At 36.9% G+C, this 26130-nt stretch carries 23 protein-coding genes and 1 CRISPR repeat array; of the genes, 4 read left to right on the forward strand and 19 right to left on the reverse strand.

Features of this window, described 5'->3' with window-relative positions; genetic code table 11:
• Window positions 1-237: 237 nt before the first annotated feature.
• Window positions 238-538: a CRISPR direct-repeat array (repeat unit 36 nt; unit sequence GTTTTGGAAGCATTCAAAACAACATAGCTCTAAAAC).
• 116 nt (window positions 539-654) lie between these two features.
• The 4 genes from csn2 to cas9 are packed head-to-tail and all read right to left on the reverse strand — an operon-like array spanning window position 655 to window position 6503.
• A complete protein-coding gene (gene csn2, locus AB3I12_RS09535) occupies window positions 655-1314 on the reverse strand; it encodes a type II-A CRISPR-associated protein Csn2 (protein WP_053766205.1) in 660 nt (219 codons plus the stop codon).
• Window positions 1304-1648, reverse strand: coding sequence for a CRISPR-associated endonuclease Cas2 (gene cas2 / locus AB3I12_RS09540; RefSeq protein WP_010720992.1), 345 nt, complete (start codon window positions 1646-1648; stop codon window positions 1304-1306). Before cas2 ends, csn2 begins: the two co-directional genes overlap by 11 nt.
• Window positions 1645-2511, reverse strand: a complete 867-nt coding sequence (cas1, locus tag AB3I12_RS09545) for a type II CRISPR-associated endonuclease Cas1 (protein WP_053766204.1) — start codon at window positions 2509-2511, stop codon at window positions 1645-1647. The genes cas2 and cas1 overlap by 4 nt, the downstream gene beginning before the upstream one ends.
• Complete coding sequence (cas9, locus tag AB3I12_RS09550; RefSeq protein ID WP_368015653.1) at window positions 2493-6503, reverse strand: type II CRISPR RNA-guided endonuclease Cas9; 4011 nt, start codon at window positions 6501-6503, stop codon at window positions 2493-2495. Before cas9 ends, cas1 begins: the two co-directional genes overlap by 19 nt.
• 674 nt (window positions 6504-7177) lie before the next feature.
• Between cas9 and AB3I12_RS09555 the strand changes: the two genes are divergently transcribed.
• Both AB3I12_RS09555 and AB3I12_RS09560 read left to right on the forward strand, forming a co-directional pair.
• Window positions 7178-7306 (forward strand): hypothetical protein, encoded by a 129-nt coding sequence (locus AB3I12_RS09555; protein ID WP_010720995.1) that lies wholly within the window; start codon window positions 7178-7180, stop codon window positions 7304-7306.
• A gap of 53 nt (window positions 7307-7359) precedes the next feature.
• On the forward strand, window positions 7360-9054 hold the full coding sequence (locus tag AB3I12_RS09560; protein ID WP_010720996.1) for an oleate hydratase: 1695 nt from the start codon (window positions 7360-7362) through the stop codon (window positions 9052-9054).
• Between the two features lie 127 nt (window positions 9055-9181).
• On the opposite strand, the gene AB3I12_RS09565 is transcribed toward AB3I12_RS09560, so the two are convergent.
• On the reverse strand, window positions 9182-10066 hold the full coding sequence (locus tag AB3I12_RS09565) for a hypothetical protein (protein ID WP_231105520.1): 885 nt from the start codon (window positions 10064-10066) through the stop codon (window positions 9182-9184).
• Window positions 10067-10316: 250 nt separating this feature from the next.
• Here AB3I12_RS09565 and AB3I12_RS09570 point away from each other — a divergent pair, with 250 nt between their 5' ends.
• Window positions 10317-11450, forward strand: coding sequence for an alcohol dehydrogenase catalytic domain-containing protein (locus AB3I12_RS09570; RefSeq protein ID WP_010737002.1), 1134 nt, complete (start codon window positions 10317-10319; stop codon window positions 11448-11450).
• A gap of 27 nt (window positions 11451-11477) precedes the next feature.
• The gene (locus AB3I12_RS09575) at window positions 11478-11795 is read left to right on the forward strand and encodes a YrhK family protein (protein ID WP_010720999.1); all 318 of its coding nucleotides are present in this window, start codon (window positions 11478-11480) and stop codon (window positions 11793-11795) included.
• A gap of 292 nt (window positions 11796-12087) precedes the next feature.
• On the opposite strand, the gene AB3I12_RS09580 is transcribed toward AB3I12_RS09575, so the two are convergent.
• From AB3I12_RS09580 to AB3I12_RS09645, 14 genes are all read right to left on the reverse strand, one after another.
• Complete coding sequence (locus AB3I12_RS09580; protein ID WP_010721000.1) at window positions 12088-12555, reverse strand: GNAT family N-acetyltransferase; 468 nt, start codon at window positions 12553-12555, stop codon at window positions 12088-12090.
• Between the two features lie 272 nt (window positions 12556-12827).
• Window positions 12828-14081, reverse strand: a complete 1254-nt coding sequence (locus tag AB3I12_RS09585; protein ID WP_010721001.1) for a PTS sugar transporter subunit IIC — start codon at window positions 14079-14081, stop codon at window positions 12828-12830.
• Window positions 14082-14115: 34 nt separating this feature from the next.
• Window positions 14116-14433 carry a PTS lactose/cellobiose transporter subunit IIA gene (locus AB3I12_RS09590; RefSeq protein WP_010721002.1) on the reverse strand — a complete coding sequence of 106 codons (318 nt, stop codon included), beginning with the start codon at window positions 14431-14433 and terminating at the stop codon, window positions 14116-14118.
• Window positions 14434-14448: 15 nt separating this feature from the next.
• Entirely contained in the window at window positions 14449-14769 is a 321-nt protein-coding gene (locus tag AB3I12_RS09595) for a PTS sugar transporter subunit IIB (RefSeq protein WP_010721003.1), read from the reverse strand.
• 281 nt (window positions 14770-15050) lie between these two features.
• Window positions 15051-15725 carry a DUF1003 domain-containing protein gene (locus AB3I12_RS09600; RefSeq protein WP_034700483.1) on the reverse strand — a complete coding sequence of 225 codons (675 nt, stop codon included), beginning with the start codon at window positions 15723-15725 and terminating at the stop codon, window positions 15051-15053.
• A 53-nt stretch (window positions 15726-15778) separates the two neighbouring features.
• Window positions 15779-16771, reverse strand: a complete 993-nt coding sequence (locus tag AB3I12_RS09605) for an aldo/keto reductase (protein ID WP_010721005.1) — start codon at window positions 16769-16771, stop codon at window positions 15779-15781.
• A 176-nt stretch (window positions 16772-16947) separates the two neighbouring features.
• Entirely contained in the window at window positions 16948-17787 is an 840-nt protein-coding gene (locus AB3I12_RS09610; RefSeq protein WP_081248846.1) for a GH25 family lysozyme, read from the reverse strand.
• A gap of 168 nt (window positions 17788-17955) precedes the next feature.
• Window positions 17956-18765 (reverse strand): peptide-methionine (S)-S-oxide reductase MsrA, encoded by an 810-nt coding sequence (msrA, locus tag AB3I12_RS09615; protein WP_196763503.1) that lies wholly within the window; start codon window positions 18763-18765, stop codon window positions 17956-17958.
• Window positions 18766-18960: 195 nt separating this feature from the next.
• Window positions 18961-19701, reverse strand: coding sequence for a tRNA pseudouridine(38-40) synthase TruA (gene truA, locus AB3I12_RS09620; RefSeq protein WP_063627734.1), 741 nt, complete (start codon window positions 19699-19701; stop codon window positions 18961-18963).
• A 132-nt stretch (window positions 19702-19833) separates the two neighbouring features.
• Window positions 19834-20469 carry a DUF998 domain-containing protein gene (locus tag AB3I12_RS09625; RefSeq protein ID WP_063627612.1) on the reverse strand — a complete coding sequence of 212 codons (636 nt, stop codon included), beginning with the start codon at window positions 20467-20469 and terminating at the stop codon, window positions 19834-19836.
• A gap of 186 nt (window positions 20470-20655) precedes the next feature.
• Complete coding sequence (locus tag AB3I12_RS09630) at window positions 20656-22104, reverse strand: response regulator transcription factor (protein ID WP_063627613.1); 1449 nt, start codon at window positions 22102-22104, stop codon at window positions 20656-20658.
• A gap of 4 nt (window positions 22105-22108) precedes the next feature.
• Window positions 22109-23836 carry a sensor histidine kinase gene (locus tag AB3I12_RS09635; protein ID WP_063627614.1) on the reverse strand — a complete coding sequence of 576 codons (1728 nt, stop codon included), beginning with the start codon at window positions 23834-23836 and terminating at the stop codon, window positions 22109-22111.
• On the reverse strand, window positions 23829-24443 hold the full coding sequence (locus tag AB3I12_RS09640; RefSeq protein ID WP_010721012.1) for a YesL family protein: 615 nt from the start codon (window positions 24441-24443) through the stop codon (window positions 23829-23831). Before AB3I12_RS09640 ends, AB3I12_RS09635 begins: the two co-directional genes overlap by 8 nt.
• Before the next feature lie 223 nt (window positions 24444-24666).
• Entirely contained in the window at window positions 24667-26121 is a 1455-nt protein-coding gene (locus AB3I12_RS09645) for an ABC transporter substrate-binding protein (protein ID WP_010721013.1), read from the reverse strand.
• Window positions 26122-26130: the final 9 nt, after the last annotated feature.

A 26130-nucleotide genomic window follows, 5' to 3' on the forward strand; every position in this document is an offset into this window, starting at 1 on the left:
TTCATTTTTAAAAGGCACGATTCCCCCTTTCAATGATCAAAACTTAGCAGATTCAACAACTGAAGACACTTTCCTATATATAAGTAAAAAAAGAGCCTACTTTTCATGATAAAGTAGACATCTTCATTCATTCAAAACAACATAACTCTAAAGCTACCTCTTATCATAGTTGATGAGGTCAGCACTCAAAATAACACAAAACTAAAACAGCGATCGAGTAAAGCACAACGCTTCTACATTTTGGAAACATTCAAAACAACATAGCTCTAAAACTATTTGCTAGCTTTATATCAAAGTATTCCTGTTTTGGAAGCATTCAAAACAACATAGCTCTAAAACCCGCTTGTTCAATATGTCTTCTGGTGCAATGTTTTGGAAGCATTCAAAACAACATAGCTCTAAAACTTATAAATAAGGTTGTATAAGGAGTGTGTAGTTTTGGAAGCATTCAAAACAACATAGCTCTAAAACAATGCCGCATTTCAAGATAAATCCAAGCGGAGTTTTGGAAGCATTCAAAACAACATAGCTCTAAAACCTCGCAGAAAAATTTTTTCTCACAAGATCTCGTAATCGCGCTACTCGTCCATAGCAAAACTTTCGTCTTGAATGCTTCATTCATGCTGTTTTTTTGTTATTTTGATTGTTCTTATTTTACCACATTTCTTCACACAAAAAATAGTCTTGATCTAAAACAGTTTGCTTCAATCCTTTTATTTTTCGTGGTTCGATAAAAAGGACAGGCATATGACACAAAGAAATATATTCCTGTAGTTCAGCCATTTCTGTGATTGTTAAGTACGCTCCAACATTAATAAAAACCAAGTATTTCTTTTTCACTAGATACTTATAAATCTGTAAAATCTCCATTATTTTTTGAAAAATTGATTCTGGTTGCGTCGTAATTCTTATTTTTAATGCTTTGAATAGCTCAACCATACTCATTTCTTTACAGACTAAATCTAATTCATGTTCTAAGAGTTCCTCACTAATCCATTCCTGAACCTTGGTGGTTAATTGATCAATCCTTGATTTTAGTTCGATGTTTTCATTTAATTGTTGCTCTAAGTCAGCATAGATCAGCTTCAATGTAGTCGGAGCTTGGCTATCAAAACTTAAGATATCCGTCACAACCATCAATTCTGATGGTTTGAGTAGCTGTAATTTATCATTGAAAAACTTTAACATGCTATTTTCACCATACTGGTAAACTCCATGAACGACTTTTGAAAAAACTTCCACATCTTCAATTACAAAAATCAGCGTTTTTTCAAAGCTTATCGGTTGTTCTAATAAAGAAAAGTTAAGGTTCATCCTCCACATCCTCTCCTAAAAAAATGACTCGTTCGTCTGAATTAGCTGGACTCAGGTCTTTTTCCCCACACAAATAAACCATTCGTGAAAATTGTTTTTCAGTGACCGTTAGTAAGGTAACTAAGCCCTTTTTAGGATGATGGGCTTTTAATCGACCGAGCATCGCTTGATTAGCAGTACCGTTCAACAACAACTTACTATATACTGAAAATTGATGCATGATAAAGCCTTCACTCAGTAAAAACTTTCTGAACCTTCGATAAACTTTTCGATCATCGCTCGTCTCTGTCGGCAGATCAAACATTAATAACATTCTCATGTAACGATAACTCATATTCCGAAATAAGGAACTCCTTTCCCTTCATTATTCAATGTTTTAATCGTTTTATTGGTGTAATCCGTCACGATATTCGTTAAGAACATTTCTTTTTTCCCATATAAATACTTTTGTGAAACCAAATCAAACAGCCTTCTTTTGATAATTGGGAAAGGTTGATCACGATATGTATAAACAATTTGATCAACTAGCGGACGAAATGGTTCCATCAAGTCACTTGCTAGATTAAAATCATTAAATTGGTTCGCATGTTTTAAACCGAATTGTGTCATACAACCATTTTTAACGATTTCTCTTGCAAACAAACTCATTAGCAGCGTATAACCATAATCTAACCCCGCATTGATTTCATTCGACTCCTCCCGCGTGAATTGATTACCAAACAACGTTTGAAAGTAGATTCTTGCCGCATGTCCCTCACGATTTGTCGGATCAAATGTTTCCAATTCTTCTGATAACTTGGAAAGCGCAGATGCCTTTTCAACAAAATCATTTTCTTGTAAAAAACGACATTGGTTATGGATCTTTTGGGCAATGATCGTTGTCCAAACTACGCCCTTCAAGTCCGATTCCCACTGAATTTGTTTAGATAACTGCAAACTACTATCATGTCGCCCATAATAGGAGAATAATTGCGATGACGGCAATCGCTTGTCATCGCAAAATATCACTAAGATTTTTTCATCTGTTAAACGCTTCAACAACATTGTCGTGATCGTGATATCGGTTGTTTCTAAAATAAGGATATCGATCTCAGACAAATGGATTTTTTCCGTTTGTTGCGCATTTTTAAACACCAGATGATTATTTGCATAAGTCAGTTTAGAATGGGTATTGATTACTACTGTTCGCCAGCCCATAAGTCACCCATCCTTATCCTCGTTTCGTATAAACCAGTGACCGACTGGTAAATGATCGTAGCATCCCAAATCTCCGTTAAGCTGGTATAACGTTTTCGAGGGATCGTTACTCCGAAAAATTTAAAGTCTGCTGGAGCACCTATCGCATTGAACTGTAACAACTGCAAAAAGGATTGTGCGATCATCGAAATCTCTCCATATTTGTTTTCTTCATAGAGTTCTTGAATTCGCTCTATATTTTTATCCGCAAGTGTATACTTTTCTGCAAAAGCGAGAACTTCGGTTAAGATGGCTGAGAAATCAGAAAGATGAGTATTGACGTAGTCAAAACTTTCTTGATAGGTGATTTTGTCATAATGTTGCGCATGGTATAACAAGGTTACTAATTGGTCCGATAAGATGAAAGGATTCCCTTTTTGCGACTCCTTGTGACTTGCCAGGAATCTTCTGCGCCCATTATCAAACTCAAACAAGGTATATTTTGGCAATTTGATAAACTCTGTCACCTGAGGAAAGCCTTTGTCTTTTAAAAATGTAGTCGGATCTTTTTCAAAAGCCGCTTGTTCCATGATGGTAATTCCTTCAATTGCCCTGGTTTTCTTTTGTGTCTTCCCTTTGGCATAAACAAACGCAATGGCATAGGCAATGACTGGACTTCCAAAACCACCGTACTTCGTCACATCCCAATTATTTTTCCGTTCGATCAGTTTATCAGGTTTTTCTTTTGAATTGACCGTTTCCTTATAGAAACCGCCTTTTTGTTGTTCGACTTTTTTCACTACATTCACTTGATGGGAGCTAAGAACTTTTTTGATCCGTGGGAGATGATAGCTTTTTTCCCAATAAATTTCCCCATTTTCATCGCAAAACGGTTCGTCTGATTCAAGAAACTTTAAAATATTGGAATAAAATTCTTTTTTAGCGGTAGCTTTATTTTCTCTTGCTAAACTATATTTGACATACTTTCCATAGACAAATTCAGGTGCTAATTTAGGGTACCGTTTTAACAAAACATTCGCAATGAAACCATTTAAATACGCATCATGCGCATGATGATGTGGATTGATCTCACGTACTTTATAAAGCCCAAAAGTTTGTCTGAATTGGCTCGTCAATGTTGCTTTTAGCGTAATGATCTGTACCCCATCACAATCTGTTCCTTCCTCTTCCTGATGAAAAGATTGATGTAAAATATTCGCAACATGTTTCGTGATTTGTCTCGTTTCGACTAATTGCCGCTGAATAAAACGGGCTTTATCCTCTGGTGTCAGTTCAATTTTGGTTAAATACGCATATTTTTTGGGACTAATCAATTTGGCTTCTTTCAGTTGATTCCAAAAGATCCGTTGCTCGTTGACTATTTGTTTATTCGGCACATCGTCGCGCTTCTTTTGATTTTGTTTACTAGCAACTAACACCTTGTTATCAATTGAATTATCCACAATAAAGCTTCTCGGTATGATATGATCCACTTCGTATTGGTGAAGATTCTCGATGTCTAGCGGTTCTCCCGTATATATATCTCTGCCATTTTGCAAATAGTACAGGTACAACCGTTCTTTTTGGAGCGCTTTGTTATCTGTTGGCTGTTCTTTTAATAACGTGCTTCCTATCTGTTTCAACCCATTTTCTAAAGCTTTAAGACGTGGTTTCGTCCGATGCGTTTTTTGGTTTTCTCTTGCCATTTCGATCACGATATTCTTTGGTTTGTATCCAATGATCGCAATCAGTTCTTCCACGATTTTAAGACTTTGCCAAATTCCTTTTTTGATCGCCGGACTTCCTGGTAAGTCTTGTATGACGTCAACTAATGATTTATGTTTAGAAAACACCGTTGCTTTTGCAATTTCTTCTTTAAAAGATAAATGCTCATCATTGATCAGCTGCATTAAATTACGGTTACGGTTAGCCGGAACGTCATCATCGTTGATTAGATAATCAAGGATCGTTTTATTCGTTTTTCGATCTCTGATGCCATGGATCAATTTAGCTGAGAATCTTCCCCAGCCAGTGTAATGTTTTCTTGCAAATTCTTTGAGCAACTTTTCACCGAAGACCTCTTGATACTTACTTAATTGATGTTTAATCATTTGCCGGTCTTCAAAAATGGTGAGTATTTTTACGATATCCTCAAAAATCGGTTCCATTTCGGGCTGTTCCAACCACTCTTGCATGGATTTTTGGTTTGTTTTTGCTAATTTCATAAAATCATGATACGTGCTATACGAAGCATTAAATGCTTTTTCAATACCAAAAATATGGGCATTTTCAATATGGTAATGCGTATACAAAAAGTTTTGTAATTTTTTGACAGTGATTTTCCCTCGCTCTTTTTGAAACAACTGTTTAAAAATCTGCTGTTTCTCATCACCGGAAAAATACTGTTTCACACCTCGTTCATCTTTATAGCTCACTTTGGTTAGTTCATTGAAAATCATATATTTTTGATAAAGTAAGCTATTTTTAGGAAGTACTTTTTCTGTCGGTAAATACGTATCTTGCTTTGTCATTCTTTGAATAAAACGCATCGCTGATTTTTCGATATCTACAACTTCTGAAAAATTCCACGGATGGATTTTTTCAGTTGTTTTCCGCTCGATCCAAGCAAAAGAACTAGCCTCTTGTTCTTTTGCCAAAGGACCGACATAATAAGGGATTCGAAATTTGAATAAGGCAATGATTTTTGGTCCTGCTTCTTCTAGAAATGGATAATGTTGTTTTTGTTGATCAATGATCGCTTTCAATTCTATTAGATGTACTTGATGAGGAATAACCCCATTGGTATAAGTACGTTGTTTCAATAAAAAGGTTTCTTGATCGATTTTTTCTAGAAAAGGTTCACTTCCTACTACCCCACTTAGCTCTTTTTTGACGAATTTATAAAATTCTTCTTGGGTTGTTTTTCCTTTGATATAACCAGCATAACCATTTTTGGTGGTATCTTTGAAAAAAACCGTTGCTTTTTGCGGTACGTTTTCTTTCACGAATTGTTTGAATTTTGCCAAATCAGCTTTATGCCGTTCATACCGTTCGACCATCCCTGAAGACAGTTTTGCTTGCGTATGTTTGACAGTTGAAGAAATAATCTCTGATAATAAGATCGCATCATGGACTTTCTTCGCTTGCAAAAAGATATCTAGGTACTCATCACCGATTTTTTCTAACAAAGACTCCAGATCTTCTTCATAGGTTTCCTTTGAAAATTGGAGTTTTACTTCTGCTTCCAAATCAAATATACGTTTAAAGTTCGCTTGATTCCCAACGATCAATTTTAAACATTGAGCAAAAAAGCTGTTGATTTTTTCTGTAGGATAATATTTGAGGATTTCTTCCACTTTTTTCGTCTTCGATAATTTATCTGTCAAAATAGTTAAAACGGGTTGGTGAACGATTAGTGGTTGATCTGATTGTTTGCCATACTGTTCTAAAAAAACACGAAAACTTTCTTCAATAGAGGTATTCTCCGTATCCAAGTATCCTTCAAACAAAAAATGACCACGATATTTCAATAGATGAGCCAATGCCAGATAAACCAATCGGAGATCTTCTTTTTCCGTTGAATCGACTAACTTTTGGCGCAAATGATAGATTGTCGGATATTTTTGATAATATTCTTTTTCTTCCTCTAACGTGGGGAAGATCGATGCTGGTTTGTATTGTTTTTCTTCTGGAACTAAGAAGCTTTCTTCCAAACGTACAAAAAAGCAGTCATCTTGTTTGCAGAGTTCTTCAGCAAAAAGATCTTGTAATTTGCTGAGTCGATATTTTCTGCGAGCCAATCTTCGGCGATTCGTTCGCTTAGTTCTTCTAAACTCCGCTGTTTGACCTTCATCAAATAATCGTGCGCCCCAAAAATTTTTTTTGATTTTCTTTTTTTCAGTATTTCCGTGAACGCTCATTTTCCTTTTCATTAATTGATAATCATCTGTTAGTACCGCCCAGCCCACAGAATTGGTTCCTATATCTAAACCAATCGTATAGTCCTTTGTCATTCACTATCCACCCCTTCTTTTAACATTTACACAACTTAGCAAGTTGTCTTCTTTACAATTGCCAACCATCATGAATAGTTAGACAAAGTGATTTTCTTTTTCCACTTGTAACTCTTTGGTATTATGCTATAATCAATTTGTTGGTAGCATTCAAATCAACATAGCGAGTTAAAATAAGGCATTGTCCGTTATCAGCTTTTAAAGCAAGCACTGTCTCGGTGCTTTTTTATTTTGCCTTTTTTTGTTATATATAGGATTTTTAACAGTTTTACTATAACACAAAATTTTTATGCGATTTTTATTTTTGAAAGCATTTTATTTAGAATTTTGATTTTAAAATCAAATCTAATGAAACTTTTTTTAAAAAATAATTCTAATTACCTAATGATTCATCAGATATAAAATAACGAAAATTTCTTACATATCCTTTCATTGCTATCTGGCAAACCATTCTTTCCAGACTTTCTGCCAATCTTGATTTTCCTCCCAAGCTTTCCATTTTTTCAGCTGACCAACTTTTCGATTCCATTGACTTACTTTTGCTCAAAATTAGACACTCTGTTCAATCTGTCCAAAGTTTGGATATTTGGTTACCCTATCATTTGGCAATTAGAATGAAAGGTTCTATCCTTTTACATAGAAGGACGAGAGAAAAAACAAAGGAGGAACATCTTATGAGTAAAAAATGGATCAAACTAGGTATTGGACTAGGCATATTAACATTGGGTGCTGTTTATCTTGGTAAAAAGACAGGCTTGTTAGAAGATGATCGTCATTTGTATGATGAATTTGAATCGATCTAGTCAAAGAAACGAATCGTCAGACTGTTCACTTGTAAAATACTGGAGGAATCACAATGAGAAAAAGTAAAGCAATAATGATTGGCGCTGGAATCGCCAATATGGCAGCTGCTGTTTATTTGATTCAAGAAGGAAACTGGCGTGGTGATCAGATTACGTTTTATTCTTTAGATGACCATGGCTCCAATGATGGTGCCCCAACGGATACCGTTGTCGATGAATATTGGAATAAAAATCATCCCTTAGAAAACAAAAAGGGCTATATCGCCCGTGGTGGACGTATGCTCAATTATCGAACATACGTGGATTTGATGGATCTCTTAAGCCGAATCCCCTCTGTCACCGAACCAGGAATGACTGCGGCTGAAGATACTAGAGATTTTGATGCAAAACACCGAACATTTGATAAAGCACGTTTGATGGAAGGCGGCAAAGGAATTATTGACGGAGGCAAACTAGGATTTAACAATAAAGATCGTTTGTTATTGACTAAGCTGATCGCCATGCCTGATTCAGAAGAAGAAAAATTAGATAATGTCACAATTGAAGAATACTTCAAAGATGATCCTCACTTCTTTGAGACAAACTTTTGGTTTATGTGGGAAACAACTTTTGCTTTTCGTACTCGTAGTTCTGCCCAAGAACTTCGTCGCTATATGCATCAAATGATTTATGAATTTACACAAATCGAACATTTGGTAGGAGTAAACCGAACTCGCTACAATCAGTATGAAAGTATCATGTTGCCATTGATCAATTATTTAAAAGACCAAGGATGTCAAATCATTTTGAACCGCCGCGTAGTCGATTGGGAATTCAAAGAAACTCCGATGCAAGATGAAATTACAGTGACTGGCTTAAAAATGATCAACACGTTAACCAATGAGGAAGAACACGTCGTGGTTGATGGTGATACAGGTGTGCTTTTCACTAACGGATCAATTACTGATTCGGCTACACTAGGTGACTACGATACACCAGCTGTTGAAAATATGGATTATGGTGCTGCTTCTAGCTTGTGGAAGAAAGCCAGTGAACGTTTCTATAATTTAGGTAACCCTGACAAATTTTTTGCCGATCGTGATGCCAGCGAATGGGTTAGTTTCACTTTAACAACTAAGGATCATTTGCTTTTAAATGAAATTACTCGGATCACGACACAAGTCCCTGGTAATGCATTGAATTCATTTATCTCCACTACACCAATCACGCCACTCGGACAAAAAGATGTCAATATGTCGATCGTCGTTCATCACCAACCACATTTTACTTCACAAAAACCAAACGAAACCGTCATTTGGGGATATTTCTTATACCCTCGACGTCGTGGAGAATTTGTGGATAAGCAATATATCAAGATGACTGGGAAAGAAATGTTAGAAGAATTGATCGGACAACTTTCGAAAGTCGATCCTGGTCCTGAAAATATTCGAACGAAGGAAACCGAGATTTTTGATAGCGTTGTGAATAATATTCCTGTGTATATGCCTTATGCTTCTGCATTATTTAATAATCGAGCAAAAAGCGACCGACCAAAAGTGATTCCTCAACACTCAACGAACTTGGCATTTACTGGAGAGTTTGTCGAACAACCTTATCAAATGATCTTTACGGAACAAAGTGCCGTACGCTCTGGCGAGATCGCTGCTTTCCATTTTGCTGGTATTCCAATGTCACGTCTTGTTAAAACTCCAAGATATGACAAAGATATTCCTACATTGATGCGTGCTGCTAAGAAAATGTTTGAATGATCGATGCAACAAGCTATCAACAAGGAACAACCGCAACAAAAAATGACTGTCACTTCCTAGTAACGGGAGTGACAGTCGTTTTTTAGTATGTCATCATTCAACGAATGATTTTTATTTAGCTATTATCTTAGGCTTTTTTTAAGGTACTGCTTCCAGTTTTCAGCCACTTTTTACTTTGCCGTTTCTGCAGAAGCTTACTTCCCCCACCGAATAATACAGCACAAAACAAAAGAATGCCCCCAATAATCGCTGGATACATCAGTAGATCTTGCACGTAATGTGTCATTAATTGCAAAGTCGCTTGTGAATGAAAAGCTATATTATGTAAAACGTCTTGTATATAAAGCAATCCTGCTAAAACGCAAAACATACTTCCAGTCGTTCCCAAAATAAACATACCGTAACGCGGGAAAGAAAAGGGTGTTTTGTTAATTAACCGATATAAATAGACTAGCCAAAAAACCAATAGACCCAGACAGATGTAAAAAAGAGGTACCACTATTTTTCGAGCAGACACGATGTTTTCGATAAAAATAGTCAAGTATCGATCACCTAACGCACTTTGGAAGTGATACATGTAAATAAAGATCATTGTCTCGATTTTATTTTTTTCCTCTTTATCGATAGTCAGTTGTTTTTTTGTTGCAATTGTAGCCACAGCCTGAGCAATTTTCTCACTCACCTCATTGCTGTCTCTTAGCTCATAATTTGTTTCTTCATATGTATGTTGGATAAATGGTCGAAGGGCTTCTTCGACAAAACTTGGTGAAAGTGCCGTTGCAACGACCTCTGAAAATTCACTTTCTTCTGTGTTTTCTTTCCGAAAATTCTGAGCAGCTTCTGCGAGGATCAATTCGCTATACTTTGTTTTTTCGATTTGACCGAGTAAATACGCCTGATCAAAAAACGTCACTTGAATGATTCCTACGGAAATAATCACAAACAAAGTCACTGAACAAGCAAATGTGACCATCAGTTTTCTGATTTGTTCTCCCTTTTTTTCTTTTATCACAAATAACCTCCCTTTTGATCTATTTTTTAATCTGTTATTTACTTAACCTAAGAAATCAACATACTTTAATTATACTTCTAACTATAGAGCTTCTCAATGTAAACCAAATAATACACTAGTTATTTTAAAGTGATTTTCCCTTTACTAAAAGCGTTTCACTACTCAAAAGCCAGCTCCTCCTTTAGAATGAAATTAGCTGTTCGTTCAAAAAATGACATGTTATAGGGTTTGAAGAAAGGAGTTTTATTTCATGAAAGCTGTTACCTGGCAAGGAAACCAAAAAATGGAAATCAGAAACGTAGATGATCCAAAAATCGTGGAACCGACAGATGCTATTATTCGAATTACCGCTACTGCGATTTGCGGATCGGATCTTCACCTCTATCATCATGGGGAGGCTGTCTTAGAAAAAGGATATGTCGTTGGTCATGAACCAATGGGGATTGTTGAAGAAGTAGGTCCTGCAGTAAAAAAACTAAAAAAGGGACAGCGGGTCGTTATTCCTTTTAATATTAGTTGTGGGCATTGTCATTTCTGTACCCATGAGATGGAAAGTCAATGTGATCGCTCAAATCCAGATCAACTTTATGGTGGTTTATTTGGCTTTGGCCGTTTAAATGGGAATCATTGGGGTGGTCAAGCTGAGTATCTTCGGGTACCGTTTGCTGATAGCACTTCGTTTATCGTACCTGACAATGATCTTGCAGACGAAAAAGTCCTTTTCTTATCTGATATCCTTCCAACTGCTTATTGGAGCGTTCAAAATGCCAACGTAAAAAAAGGCGACACTGTAGTGGTCTTAGGGTCAGGACCAGTTGGATTGTTTGCACAAAAATTTGCCGCTATGGCAGGAGCAGAGCGAGTGATTGCTGTCGATCCGGTCCAACATCGTATTGATAAAGCCGCTCGTTACAATCATGTAGAAACTTATTTGTTAGAAGATACTCAGTCTGCTGGGAAAGAACTTTACGAATTAGCAAAAGGTGGCGCTGATGTCATCATTGATTGTGTAGGGATGGATGGATTGGAACCAGTGAAAGAAAAAGCTAAGAATCTCGTTAGTTTGCAAAGCGGGACGATTTCACCGATCCAAATGGCTGCGCAAGCTGTCAAAAAATTTGGAACCGTACAAATCACTGGTGTTTATATGACCCCGGCTTCTTCGTACCCACTACAAGAATTTTTCATGAGAGATATCACAGTGAAGCATGGTCAGGCACCGATCGTTCATTTGATGCCTAAAATTTACGAGATGATTGCTGCGGGTCTGTTCGATCCAACCCAAATCATCACACATGCGATGCCTTTAGCTGATGCTGCCCGAGCATACGAGATTTTTGACAAAAAAGAAGATAAAAATATCAAAGTTGTTTTGAAACCTTAGCTTTGTTCACAGATAGGTGAGTGAGAGATGCCAGAAATAAAACGAAAAAGCCATGAAATAGATATTGGGAAAGAAGAAGATATCGAAATTGCTGGACAACGTTTTCGTCTTTATTTCCAGAACCGCTATACATTATTGTCTCTTGCAGTTGATTTATTAACAGGGATTTTTTATATTTTTGGAAGCGTAGCGTTGTTAACAGATATTCCAGACCGTTATAGTACCTATTGTTATCTAGTAGGAGCGATCTTTTTGACTGCACGACCTATTTTGAAAATAGTACGTAATGTCTTCATCTATGACGAGAAAAAAAAACAAAAAAAGAGCGAAAAAAAGAATGAATAAGAAAGCTTCCTAATTTTTCGGTAAAAAGACGGAACGCCTATTTAGGACAGCGAGCTCATTCATGCTTTTCCAACAAATCAACCATTCTAAATTCCAGGACTGATAGAACTTTCTATTGCTCCTGGAATTTTTTTGAAGCTAAAAAATGGGACCGTCCACTAATAATACTCGAATAACCAATATACCAACAAAAATAGCATCAAGAAACAATTTCCGATTTTTCTTGGCATTGCTCACCAGAAACAAAAGATTACTGATCAGATAAAGAACCCTTTTGAGTAATCAACTCCGATCACGTTGTAAAAATCGCTAGTTGATATAAATAAACCGGGATACCTTCATTATCTTGTACCGTCGTCAGATATTCCCACTCATATCTTTCATAAAAACCTGTATGGTCAGTCGCTACATAGAGCTGCGAAATCCCAAGCGCTCCCATATCCTCTCGAATAAATGATAAAATCTCTTTGGCAATTCCTTGATTACGATACTCTTTTTCAACAAACAACGCACAAACATTCGGAGTCAAATCTGGGCGATCATGAAAATCATTCGCGATGACCCCTGCTCCAGCGATAATTTTTTGTTCTGACGTCACGACTATATACCATTGAGGAACAGCGTTAGATGATTGAAGAGAATCTTCCATGCTCTCTTGGTAAAAGGAAAGCGGAAGATGCCATTTTGACGTAAACCATTGCGCTGCCTGTTCCAACCATTCAGGTCTTTCTCTGATCTTAACCAACTCATAACCTTTCATTTCGTCCTTTCACTCCCCTATACATTTGCACTATTATAGCACGCTTGTTATCGAAATGGTTTTTTTTAAACTCCAAAAAAACCTCCTTTTATCCTTCTTTTTCGCTAATAAAAAAGAAAGCAATCCTTGAGCCATTTATCCAAAAAAAAACAGTTGTCATGACCTCTGTCAGACAACTGGTTTTTTTGATCGCTCATTAAACGAAACAAGATCTTTTCACTAAAGAATAGCTACTTTTGATTGTATGTGCTGTTTCTTTCCTTTATGTGCTTTTAGCCGTTTAATGCTTCTTTTCTTTTTTCTTGAACTGTCGCTACTTTCACAAATGGTAGGTAAATCAAGACAGATAAGATTAAGTTGATAGCAGCTAAGACACCGCCAGCGATACTTTTTGTTGCTAATACCCCACCGATTACTGGTGGTGTTACCCATGGTGGCATCACCGTTGCAGCTGGAACTAGTCCGGTAGCAGTAGCAAAATAAGCAACAGATACTAAAACCATTGGGGTTAAAATAAACGGAATAAACATAATTGGGTTCAATACGATTGGTAAACCAAACATTGTTGGTTCATTGATATTGAAAACACCTGGTGCGATCGACAAGTTCGTAACAACCATATAAGGTTTATTTCTACGTCCCACTAAATAAATCGCTAGTAACAGACCTAATGTTGCCCCTGTACCACCTAAGTTGACAAAGCTATCAAAGAAAGGTTTGTTTACAATGTATGGTGCGCTATGACCAGCAGCAATCGCATTAACATTCGCTTCGATTGCTGGTGCATTGATTGTTTGCATCAAAGGGTCTACCATATTTGCTCCGTGTAATCCAAAGAACCATAAGAATGGTGTAATGAATGCTAACAACAAAGCTGAAGGATAAGAATTGGCTAGTCCCATGAATGGTTCTTGGACAATTGTATAAAACGCGCCTACGATATCATCTACACCAAATGCAGCAAAGATCGCAGCAATCAAAGCAAAGAATGAGATCGTGATCATTGCAGGTAATAATGAAGCAAAGGCTTTAGCTACAGCTGGTGGCACGCCATCAGGCATTTTAATGATTAATTTTTCATTTCCACTTAAACGAACAAAGATTTCTGTTGAAATAATCCCAACAATAATTGCAATAAATAAACCATTTGAGCTCATGCCCAACGCTCCGCCTAATGCGAAGAATGAACCTAAAGAAATTACTCCAGCAGAAACGCCGTCTTTACGATAACCATTTGCCAAATGATACGCAAGTAGAAAGGCGATCAAAACTGAAAGAATCGCAAATGTACCATTCCAAGCAGCTGCGCCAAATCCTTTCCAAGCTTCGCCACCAAAAATTTTATTCATTAATTCTTGGAAACCAGGAATAGGCAAGTTATTGATCATTACTGCTAACGCACCTAAAATCATCAAAGGCATACTGACCATAAATGAATCACGAATCGCTACTAAATGACGTTGAGCACCAATTTTTGATGCCACAGGTATAAAATGTTTCTCCATAAATGCAACAAATTTATCCATGTTTCTTTCCTCTTTTCTATTTCACCAGTTTACTTTAAGCATCTAAACGTCGATATAAATCAATGATTTCTTTTGCTAAATCTGTAAATGCAATCGAAGTCATCAGATGGTCTTGGCTGTGAACCGTTAATAAAGTCACTTCCATATGATTACCTTGTGCTTCTTGTGTTAACATTTCTGTTTGAGAGTGATGAGCTTGCACTAAAGATTCTTCTGCATCTTTGATTTTTGCATCAGCTAACTCAAAATCTCCTTTTTTCGCTGCAGCAATCGCTTCCATTGCATCGCTTTTTGCATTTCCGCCAAACATGATCAAACCCATGATTGCTTCAAGATTTTTTTGCTCTTGCATTGTTGGTTTCCTCCATTATTTATTGATTAATGATTCTGCTTGTTCTAATACTTTGGCACCGTTCATCATACCGTAATCTTGCATATTGATTACATCTAAAGGAATTCCTTTTGGTGCTAATTTTTCAGCAAATTGATTTTGCATAAAACGTACTTGTGGACCTAAAAGTAAAACGTCTACATTTTTTGATTCTAATTGATTGTCTGCATCTGAAGCAGATACTGCAAAGATATCAGCCTCGATTCCTTTTTCTTCTGCCGCTTTTTGCATTTTTGTTACTAATAAACTAGTACTCATTCCAGCTGAGCATACAAGCATGATTGTTTTCTTTTCCATTTTCTACACTTCCCTTTCTTGTATCTTACACTTTTATATAAAGCAATTACCGTGCCAACTTTTAAAGCGCTTTAATCCCTTGTCGTGCTAACGCTTTCAAGAGGACACTGTATAGATGCACACTTCTTTTTTCTTTGCACACTAAAATTAGTGTGCAAACGTTGATCATTTCTCTGATAACTTTATGTAGCTCATTCATGGTATCAAAAAAAATAAGCCGTAGTTTCGCAAAAATGACTCCTTTGAGCGAATTCCAGCTTATTTTTCATCTGCTTGTCCTACTATTCACTTTTTGTCGTTTCTTGAAATTTTTTGTTTAATTGGGTTAATAACTCAATTTGTAATTGTTGTAATTCTAGCATTTGTTGCCATTGCTGTGACATCAAATAATCGATTTTTTCATGCAACAAACTAATTTCTAACTCAGCTTTTAGGTTTGTTTGATAATCATGGTCGGCTGCTATCCGATCTCTAGCTGCTTGTCGGTTTTGACTCATCATAATGATCGGTGCTTGGATAGCAGCTAAACAAGAAAGCACTAAGTTCAAAAGAATGAACGGATATCGATCAAATGATAGACCAAAAAAATGTAACGTATTCAACAAGATCCAACTACCTAAAATCACTACAAATAGAAAGATAAACGGCCAACTACCACCAAACTTGGCAATTGCATCTGCTGATTTTTGACCAAAAGTCGCTTTTTGATTAATCGTTGTATTTAAATTTTGACTAATGATTTGCTTATTTTTCAACTGCTCTAGCATTTCTTGATTAATTTTTTTTGTTTCATTCTGGTCTTGAATGATTTTTTCTTTTATATACTCAAAATGATAATTCATAAAAGTAATAAAAGGGATTTGGGACTCTATGGTCAGTTTCTTATTTTTTTGTAAAATAAATGAACGAATATCTGTATCAATTGTTTTCAGATGAACGTAATCTTGATGAGCCACGGCAACTCCTCCTTTACGTTATTTTTCTGAGAAAAAGGAAAAAACAGCTTTCATTAGTGTCCTAAGATTTGTTCAATTTTCTGTTCTTCTTCAGGTGAGAAGGAAAGATTATCCATCATCCGAACACTTTCTTCTAATTGACTAAGTCGACTAGCGCCTACAAGCACACTGGTCACTGACTCTTGTCGTAGATTCCATGCTAAAGCCATTTGTGCTAACGTCTGTCCACGCAAATCAGCTAAATCCTGTAATTGCTTGATCTTACCCAATGTAGGTGTCACTTGATCTTCTGATAGAAAAGGAATTTCTTTACGATGGGCTCGAGAATCTTCTGGAATCCCATGTAAATAGCGTTTAGTTAATAACCCTTGCGCTAAAGGACTAAAAGTAATAGCTCCCAGACCGGTCTCTTCTAAAACAGGTGCTAAATCTTCTTCTAATAACTCTCTTGAAAACATATTGTAACGCATTTGGTGGATAATAAATGGAGCGTTCATTTCACGTAAGATAGCAGACATTTTCTTCGTGTCTTCCCCGTTGTAGTTGGAGATCCCAATATACAGTGTTTTCCCTTGACGAACTAATTGCATAAGCGCTTCTGCCGTTTCTTCCAAAGGTGTATCTGGATCAGGACGATGATGATAAAAGATATCTACGTAATCTAACCCCATCCGTTTGAGGCTTTGATCACAACTAGCAATGATCGATTTACGGGAACCCCATTCTCCATAAGGCCCTTCCCACATGTGATAACCTGCTTTGGTTGAAATAATCATTTCATCACGATACGTTTGAAAATCTTCTTTAAAGATCCGACCGAAGTTTTTCTCTGCTGCTCCTGCTGGACCACCATAGTTATTGGCTAAATCAAAATGTGTGATCCCCATATCAAAGGCGCCACGTAAAATTTCCCGTTGATTACTTATAGGATCATAATCACCAAAGTTTTGCCATAATCCTAAAGACAGCAAAGGCAATCTCAACCCAGATTTTCCAGTTTTTCGATACGTCATTTTTTCATATCGCTGCTGATTTGCTACATACATATATTCTTCTCCTCCTAAACAAGTATACGCTTTCAAAAAATGTGACTCGTCACTTCTTTTTCCTAGTATGCGTACGTGTATTTCGTTGTTGATAACTATCGTTCTATGTGCATTATACGCTTATCGTTGGCGAATTACTAACAAAAATCCTCTTTAGCCTCAATCATCACCATGGATCATTTGGTAAATATCCCTAGGTAATCGGTGTTGATATCGAATTGTTTTTCGGTAAATTCTGGAAAGTATAAATCACTTGCCCATTGCCAAGCAGCTTTTTCTATATGTAAAAGTTCGTTTTCTGAAGGATTCTGAGGCCATTGTGCTACCCAGCAATTCTCTTTTCCTAAGACATCCAAGTCTAAAGTTCCATTCGTAAACCATGAAAGATTGGAATAATGAACCACCTGGGAAAAACCAGCTGCTTGAATGGCCTGACTAAACACTTGCGCATTTTCAGTCACTCTTGCTAGATTCATTTGAGGATTTTCACTATCGTTCACAACTACAGTAGAATAAGGTAAATTTAATTCTTTTAGATAGGCTAATAAATAGTAGGCTTCTTTTTCGGTGTCTTCTGCATAATTAAACCAAGCATAATGATAGACACTCACTTTCAACCCCGCCTGGATAGCATTCGCAACTTGTTCAGGGGCCAGTGGGTTCCTATAAGAATCCCCTTCTGTTAACTTAACTACTACACCTGTGATCCCATAGTTTTTCATTGTTTCATATGCTTCGACAGATAAATAACCATTATGTGAGGAAACATCAATAAAATCTTTTGGTGGTCTACTATTTTCAGAAGCAGAAATGCCTGACCCCGAATCCAACAAATTTACTCGATTATTACATTGTTTTGCCACCACATTGTCTAGTAAATGCTGTTTGCTTTCAGTGATAATTGTTTGGGTGCTTTCTGATTTTTCATAAGTATGGACCACAAAAAATGTTGAAAATATTGAAAATACTGAAAATAAAAAAAGAACACTAAAAACCAATAAACGCCTTTTCTTCATCATAGGTACCTTCTTTCTTTTATTTGAGAGAGGTTTCTCAAATAAGTGTACCACTTAATCAACAGCGCTTACTTAAAAGTATTATTAGATTTTAATCGTTATTAAATCATCTAGCAATTTTAAGGGAATGACTGATTTTTACAGAACATCTTCCACTTACACGATTACTTATTCGTCTCCCCCAGACCATTTTTTCTTTGCCCGCTTAAAAAATAAAAATTGTTGATGAGACTTCTTGATCTTCTTATAACGTTTTTGTTGTTTTTTGTAAAATTGTTGATGATAATTTTCAGCAGGCCAAAAGGTTGTTGCTGGCTTGATCTGTGTGACGATTGGTTCCGCAAACTGATGCGAAGCGATCACTTGTTGCTTGGATTTTTCTGCTAGTATTTTTTGTTCTTCATTTTCTACAAAAATGATAGAGCGGTATTGATTCCCACGATCCTGAAACTGTCCAAAGGCATCTGTTGGATCGGTGACTTGCCAAAAAATCGCTAATAGTTCTTCATAGTTTATCATTCGCCGATCAAAAATAATCTCCACTGCTTCCGCATGCCCAGTCGTGCCACTGCTAACTTGGTCATAGTTAGGATGTTCGACCTCCCCGCCAGTATATCCGGACAACACGGAAATAATCCCTTGCCGTGTTTCAAACGGTTCGACTAAGCACCAGAAACAGCCCCCGGCAAAGACGGCTTTTTCTTGATAGCGTTCATCGGTGATCTGGTGTTTCGCAAAGTCGTAAGACACTTGTCCCATCGGATCATGGGTGATCTTCAAATAAAAGTCCATGACGTCAGGCGTCAAATTCCCCCGAAGTGCTAGTGGTCGTAAAGAGACTTCAATCATTTCAAGGATTTCTTTTCTTTGTTTTCTTTCCCCTGCTTGGTTTTTCGCTTGGATCAACAATGTCCGCTCCCATTCACGGGTATTAGGGTTTAAAATGAGATTGTATAATTCTGCTAGCTCTTGCTCCACCACTTTTCCCCTCACTTCTTGGTCAAATATGTAAATTCGTCCTGAATGTATCACGAAACTAGCGAAATTGCGAATAGACCGCTTAGAGGAGTCATGGGAGAGAGTAGGCTACTCAAAAAAACTGAGACAGCCATTCTTTTGCCTGCTACAGGCAATCAAACGACTCTCTCAGTTTGTTCTATTTGATATGAATGTTTATTGGTAATACACTTCGTCTAAAAATAAACCATGTGCCGGCACGGTTTCTCCTGCCTGTTGTCTTACTTTATTCTCAAAAATATCATCAATCGCCGAAACAGGTAACTTTCCTGTACCGATTTCCAAGAGTGTACCCATCAAGATCCGAACCATCTTATACAAAAAGCCATTGCCCACAAAGGTAAAGTGCAACATGCCGCCTTCTTGTTCGATTGAGAGTTCACGAATCGTACGAACTGTTGATTTTTTTGATTTTTTCAAGGCAGAAAAACCGATAAAATCATGACTTCCCATTAGTTTTTGACAAGCTTCATTCATTTTTTCCAGGTCTAGTTCTTGCGGAAAATAGAAACTATGATTTCGTTCAAAAACAGTTGGAATGGGATTATTCCACACATAATAGCTATATTTTTTCCCTGTCGCATTGTATCGAGCATGAAAGCGTTCAGGCATTTCTTCCACTTTTTTGATCACGATATCTCTTGGTAGATAGCGATTGAGAAAAGTTAGCATTTCATTACGACTCATTTGAGAAGTCGTTTTAAAGTTTGCCACTTGTCCTCTGGCATGTGTCCCAGAATCCGTGCGCCCCGATCCAATGATCTCCATTTTTTCTCCAGTCATCTGTGAGATGATTGCTTCGATTTTGCCTTGGATCGTTTTATCGTCATCTCCCAGACGTTGCCAGCCTGAGTAACGTTTCCCATCATATTCAATCGTTAATTTGATATTTCTCATGTCTTTCATTAGACTCCCCTACGATATACATTTGCACATCACGATGTGCGGTCAAGGTTTAGTCTGACACATTTATCCTGTGGTTTCAATCAGTTTTACGAATTTCTAGCATTTAGTTAGGGATACAGTCCGCTATGCCCTAATGTGTAAGATACTTAACCACACAATTGGTAAATAATTAAAGAAAAAACTGATCCGTTGACAAAAACCTAACTGATTCAAAACCGGCAATTGATTTAATCCGGGAATACGTGCTGCGCCATAAATTCCTGCAAAAACCAAACTGACAACTAGTAAAATAAAAAACGATTGAGTTAATTGTGCATCGCCCATTTTGCGATACAATAAGAAAACAAATAAAGGGAACAAAATAAATCCACCATACCCAATCCCTGAACCAAGATTGTGGATCCAAGTCGAAAAATTCCAAGAAGTTTCGTTCGTGTCCACACTAAATAACCCGGTAAAAATACAATCTGTAACACCATATAGACCGATGGCAGCTGTCACTAATAGAGCAAGTGGTTTTGAAGTAGAAACAAAAGCTTGATATAACGCTGGCATTGCCAAAACATACAAGCAGCCAGATATGACCGACCAAATCAAAAATGCTTTTCGTACGGGACTACCAACATCCCCAAAAAGACTGATCACAGCAGTCATTTGATTAAGTTTAGGATAAAAAATTCCTAAAACATACGGTGTCAGAAAATCACTTACTACTCCTGACAATAAAAAATAAAATCCATATTTACGTAAAAAATCCATCCTGCATCCTCTTTTCACCAACCAGAAAAAAGAAAGTTTCATGCTCGCTTTCTTTCAAAATTCTAGACATCATCTAGAAAAATTGTACCGAATTATACTAATTTAAACAAGCTTCAAGACATGCGGCACCTTGGATTTACTTGATGAGGGTGATGAGCACTTCCCCCTGAACCACAGTAGCTGATTTTATACGATCATTCCATTTTTTTCACGATATTCTTTTGGTGACTTGCCGACGATTTTTTTGAACAACTTTGAAAAATAGGTTGTGTTGTTGTAGCCGATTTCACTAGAAATTTCATTGATATTTTGATTGCTATGCAGCAGTAACCATTTCGCTTGTTCCATTCTGAGATGATTTAAATAAGTTGAAAAACTTTTTTTCGTTTCTTTTTTGAATAATTGCCCCAAATACATCACATTCAAATGCAGGCTTTCTGAAACTTCTTTCAGGGTTAAAGGTTCTCGGTAGTGTTCGTGTAAGATCGTCATCACTCGTTCGACATTCTCGCTATATCGGACTTGTTTTTGCTGTTCCTTGATCAAAGATAGTAAGAGTTGATGCAGTTCTTGGACTGTTTTTGCTTGATTGATCTGTTGAATCCCTTTTAAATATTCATCGTCTTCTAGCCGAATCAATTCCCGGTGGATATCCATAAACAACAAAAAACTAAAATGACGGATATCTTCCGGTGTCATCACAGCAGTTTGGAATTGGTCAAAAAATTGAGTAATCATTTGTTGGGCACTAGCCAATTGCCCGCTTTTCAACACACGATTAAACGAAGAAAAATCAATTGCCTGTTCTTTTGCTGCTTCTTGTTCGGCAAAAAAGATATGTTGGTCTTTTTCACCGTAGAATTGATGCAGTTGTAAATTATCTTTGGCATGTTGATAACTCTCAGGGATCTTATCAGGATCTGCTGTTTCATCTCCAATACTGATTAACCAGTTTTCTTCCATACTCTTCTCTTGAATGAAGCGGCAAAATGCAGAAACTGACGCTTCTTCCAGCAACAAAGTAAAGCGTTCCATGTCTCCAAAGTTTCGTTGATAATAAAAAAGTTCTTGGTGGTTTTTCAGCCACTGATTCACTGATTTCCCGACGGATCTAGACACTTGAGCGAGTAAAACTCTTCGTTGTTTCCCTCCGATTTTGTCTAAAATCTCTTCTTCACTCACTTCATCTAATTCTTCATTGAGCCACTGACTAAAAAGGACTTCTTGATAGATTTCTTGCTGGTTTTTCTGTTCAATTTGATGATCTAATTGCTGCTTCACTTTGGTTAAACTAGCAATCAGTTCGGTTTTATTAACTGGCTTCATCAAGTAATTGATGGCCCCTAATTGCATCCCACTTTTTAAATAATCAAATTCCTGATAACCAGAAAGAATCATAAATTCAAACGCATGATGTTCCTTTTGAGCCGCCTCGATAAATTCTAAACCATTCATTTCGGGCATCGTGACATCTGTTATAACTAAATCAATGGATTGATTTTCTAAAACAGACAATCCTTGCATCGCGTTTTCTGCCGTTGCGACTACCTGAAATCCCAAACTTGCCCAATCAACAATTTTTTGCAACCCTGCCAAGATCATATATTCATCGTCGACTAATAACACTCGGTACATGTTCCTACCCCTTTTCTTTAAATGTAATAGTGACAGACAATCCTCCTTCTTGATTGGTACTTAGCTTCATCTGATAACTATGTCCAAAACTAGCACGCAAACGTTCATTCACATTTTGCAATCCAATCGATTGGTACAATTCGACTTTAGGATGCGCCAATCTTGATTCGATCTCTGCCAAGCGCTCCGGTGTGATCCCTTTGCCGTTATCCTTCACAATAATCTGGACTCGCTGCCCTTCACGAAACACTTTCACGCTTAAGGCATTATCAAAACGTGTAAAATCGACCCCATGTTTAAAATAATTTTCGATCAATGGTTGAATCACAAACTTCGGTACTTCGATACTTGCTAATGATGGATCAATGGAAAAATGATAGGCGATCCGGTTGGGGTAACGCATCTGATATAAATAGACATATTTTTCGCAAAAGTCCAGTTCTTCCTTTAAACTGATCGTCTTTTCTTGATTAGTATTGTTTCGCAACAAGGCCGAAAAAGCATACACCACATCTGCCAATTCTTCGCTGCCTTCACTTAACGCATACATCCGAATATACTCTAACGTGTTATAGAGAAAATGAGGGTTGATTTGTGCTTGTAATGCACGCATGTGGGCATCTTGCTGTTTGATTTCCAATTTATAGATATCTTCAACATATTGGTTGATGCTATCCAACATCTCATTGATCCCTATAGAAAGGTCTTTTAATTCATATTCCGTTTGGGTCGTATCGATCCGCGTCTCCAAATTCCCTTTAGCCGTTTCATTCATTGCATCCATCACGAGATCTACTTGTTGCGAATAGCGCCTGAAGGTTTGGTATAAAAAGAATAACAGACTGACATCTAATAGAAATACACCGAAAATCAATGGTGCTAAATCTTGGATAACCGCTCGTCTAACCATCGAACGATCTAAAGTAGCCAATATCCGGTAATCATCGGGTAATTGTTGGTACTGGATGAAATTATTTTTTTCAAGGTTTATCAGTGGCAAAGTGGAATTTTCTTGAAGGCTGGTTGTAATCAATTGTTCTTGGGTTGCTAGTTTATCCTTTGTCATTCCTTGATCATGGAATGTGTATAAACGGTTGGTGGTACCAGAGATCATATACAATGATAAGCCGCTAAAGGTATTCAAACTCTTTAATGCCGCATCCAATTCCGCTTTTTCAAAACCGACGAACATGCTCCCGACTTCGCTTCCACCTTGCGTGATCGACATTTTGATATAAAACGCATCTGTCAATTTAGGCGTACCACTTTTAATCACCCCACCTTTATTTGCTCTAGAAGATTCCAGATACTCAGGCAATTGACTGAAAACAACATAGACGGAGCTGACTTCCTCATAGCTGACATAAATATCTCTCATTAGATAAGGAAAAGAGACAAAATCGGTCGTTTTTTGTTGTTGATCATAAGCGTACATCAAATATTCATTGATCGGTTTTGTCAGATAAGTAGTCGCATTCTCGATTTTATCAGAGTTCCCCAACAATTGGTCTTTAATGATTTTACTTAGTGTCGTTTTATCGTTCAGTGTACGACTGGTACTTTGTAACGCCTCACTTGTCGTTCGCTTGGCTTGCTCTTGCGTTTGTACCCACGTATGAACACTGATGATAGCAGTCGCCACCGTTGTTAATAAAATCAGGACGAGCGCATATTTTCGGAAAAGACGATTCAGAAGTGTTCCTTGTGAAAATAAAATACGCCATTTATTCATAGCTTTCTAACTGCATATCCAGTTTTTCCCGCCATTGTTTGGTTACCAGCCCATTCCAAACAGTCAATAAGCCAATCACACCAAAGAGAATCAGTCCTTTATAATTCCAAGTTAGCCAAAAAATAATGCCTCCGCCAATCAACAATTTCAAAAAGGTCGAAAAACTGGAAAAGCCTGAAACAAAACTTAACTTAAGTAGGTTAGGAATCGAAATTTCGTATTCACTATCTAAAATCAAGCTATACTGATAAGTGGAGTAAATATAAAGTAAACTAAAAATCAGGATAAAATCAGTAATCAAAAAAAGAATGCCTTGAATTTGAACAGATAAGTATAAATTATAGCCAAGCAAAAATGTCCCCGCTAAAAATAAACCAAACAACACATTCCCACGGACAAATGTTTGTTTAAATGTTTCCCACCCTCGCTTAAACGTAATCTCTTTATATTCAAAACCATAAAGATAAAACAATTCGTTGACTGTTTTATAAGCAGGTCCAATCCCTAATACGATGGCTCCCATCAGTGTATAGATCCAAAAATAAAAAGTTAATTTCATGACCACCCACACTCTGATAAATAATGTTTCTAGTGCTTTACCTAACATGCGATTCCCTCCATAAAAAACATTGTATTCCCTTTCATTATACAAGAGTAGTAAAAAAGTAAAAGAACCAGTTTGATAAAAAGCCTAATGAACTTTTAGCTACTTGGTTGCTTTTCTTTCATTTCTTCGGACACTAATCAAAAAGCAGAACTCTCCAAAAATTCGACATGCAAATTTCGGAAAAAGTTCTGCTTCTTTCTAGAAACTGATTCAGTTTCTTGAATTATTTACTTTCCTTACGAAATGCATCATATTGTTTTTGCATTTCTGTTAATACTTTGTCATAACCTGCTCTGTTCAAAGCATCTTTTAGTTTTGGTAATGTTTCATCAGGATCAACTGTCCCAGTATTTAATCCATCTAGGTATTGATTCATGACATTTGAGATATTACTTAGTTCTGTTTTTACGCTATCTGTATTGAAACTAAAGCCTAAGATTGGAGAAGTTTTTGCTTCTTCGATTGATTTATCTCTTTCAGCGATCATTTCATCTGTGATCGTATCTTGTGTGTATAAGATTTCATTGTTACCGGTATTCCAAGCAGACATGTGCATGTTTGGTTGGTACCCATCTAATAATTTGATCTTGTCATCGCCATCTTTTTTCCATGCTTCGCCTTCGATACCCCAAACTAAACCATTCAATAATTCTGGATCGCTATTTAATAAACCTAAAAATTCAACTGATTTTTCTTTGTTTTTAGAGGTATTTGATACGACAAAGTTGGCCATTTGTGCTTGTCCAGTTGACTTCAATGGAACAGTGATTGCTTTTGAAACCAATTCTTGTTTCGCTGCATTAGTCAAGATCGTATCGCCATAATCGTATGGTCCTTGCGTTTCGCCACGCATTAACCAAGTATTCCCTTCAAGTGGGTAATCTTTATTACTAGTAGCAGCATCGCTAGGAATCAATCCTTGTTTATACCAGCTGTGCATCGTACGTAATAATTCGATAAACGTTTTGTTGTCGTATTGATTGATGATCTTAGTGTCATCGCCGTTCAAATCAACCGCAAATGGTAATGTATTCCCTAATGGATAATCGAAATCTCCTTGGACCTTAAATCCTTGTCCAATCGCAAAAGCAGCTGTATTTGGATCTTTTTTATGGAATTCTTGTAACACTTTTTCCGCATCCTGATAAGATTCGATCCCATCAATCGATAAATTGTATTTATCTAATAACGGCTTGTTGAAAGTCAACACTTGTTGGGCAAACACATTGCCATTTACTGGAAAGGCATACAATTTTCCGTTAACTAAATTTCCTTTGATATACGCTTCATCTAAAGAATCATACGCTTCTTTCGCATATTTTGGTGCTAATTCTGTCAAATCAGTAAATGCACCCTTTTGCGCATTTGATACATAGTTGTTGGCAAAGGCAATATCGTAGTTTTCACCAGAAGAGATAATGACATTCATTTTCTTCTCATAATCGCCCCAACCGATGTAGTTGATGTTGACTTTAACTCCGATTTTATCTTCGATCCGTTTATTTGCAATATCCATTAACTGATCGAAATTCTCTGGTTTATCACCGATTTGATACATTTGAAGGGTTGTTGAATCACTTGCTTCAGCTTTTTCTTTTGTCCCCGATCCGCAGGCTGCCAATGTTCCAACCATCATTGCAGAAACGCCAGTAAAGGCTAATTTCTTCCATAACTTCATTTTTCTTCC

The organism is Enterococcus sp. C65 (assembly GCF_040887165.1).
GTDB classification, from domain to species: Bacteria; Bacillota; Bacilli; order Lactobacillales; family Enterococcaceae; genus Enterococcus_B; species Enterococcus_B hirae.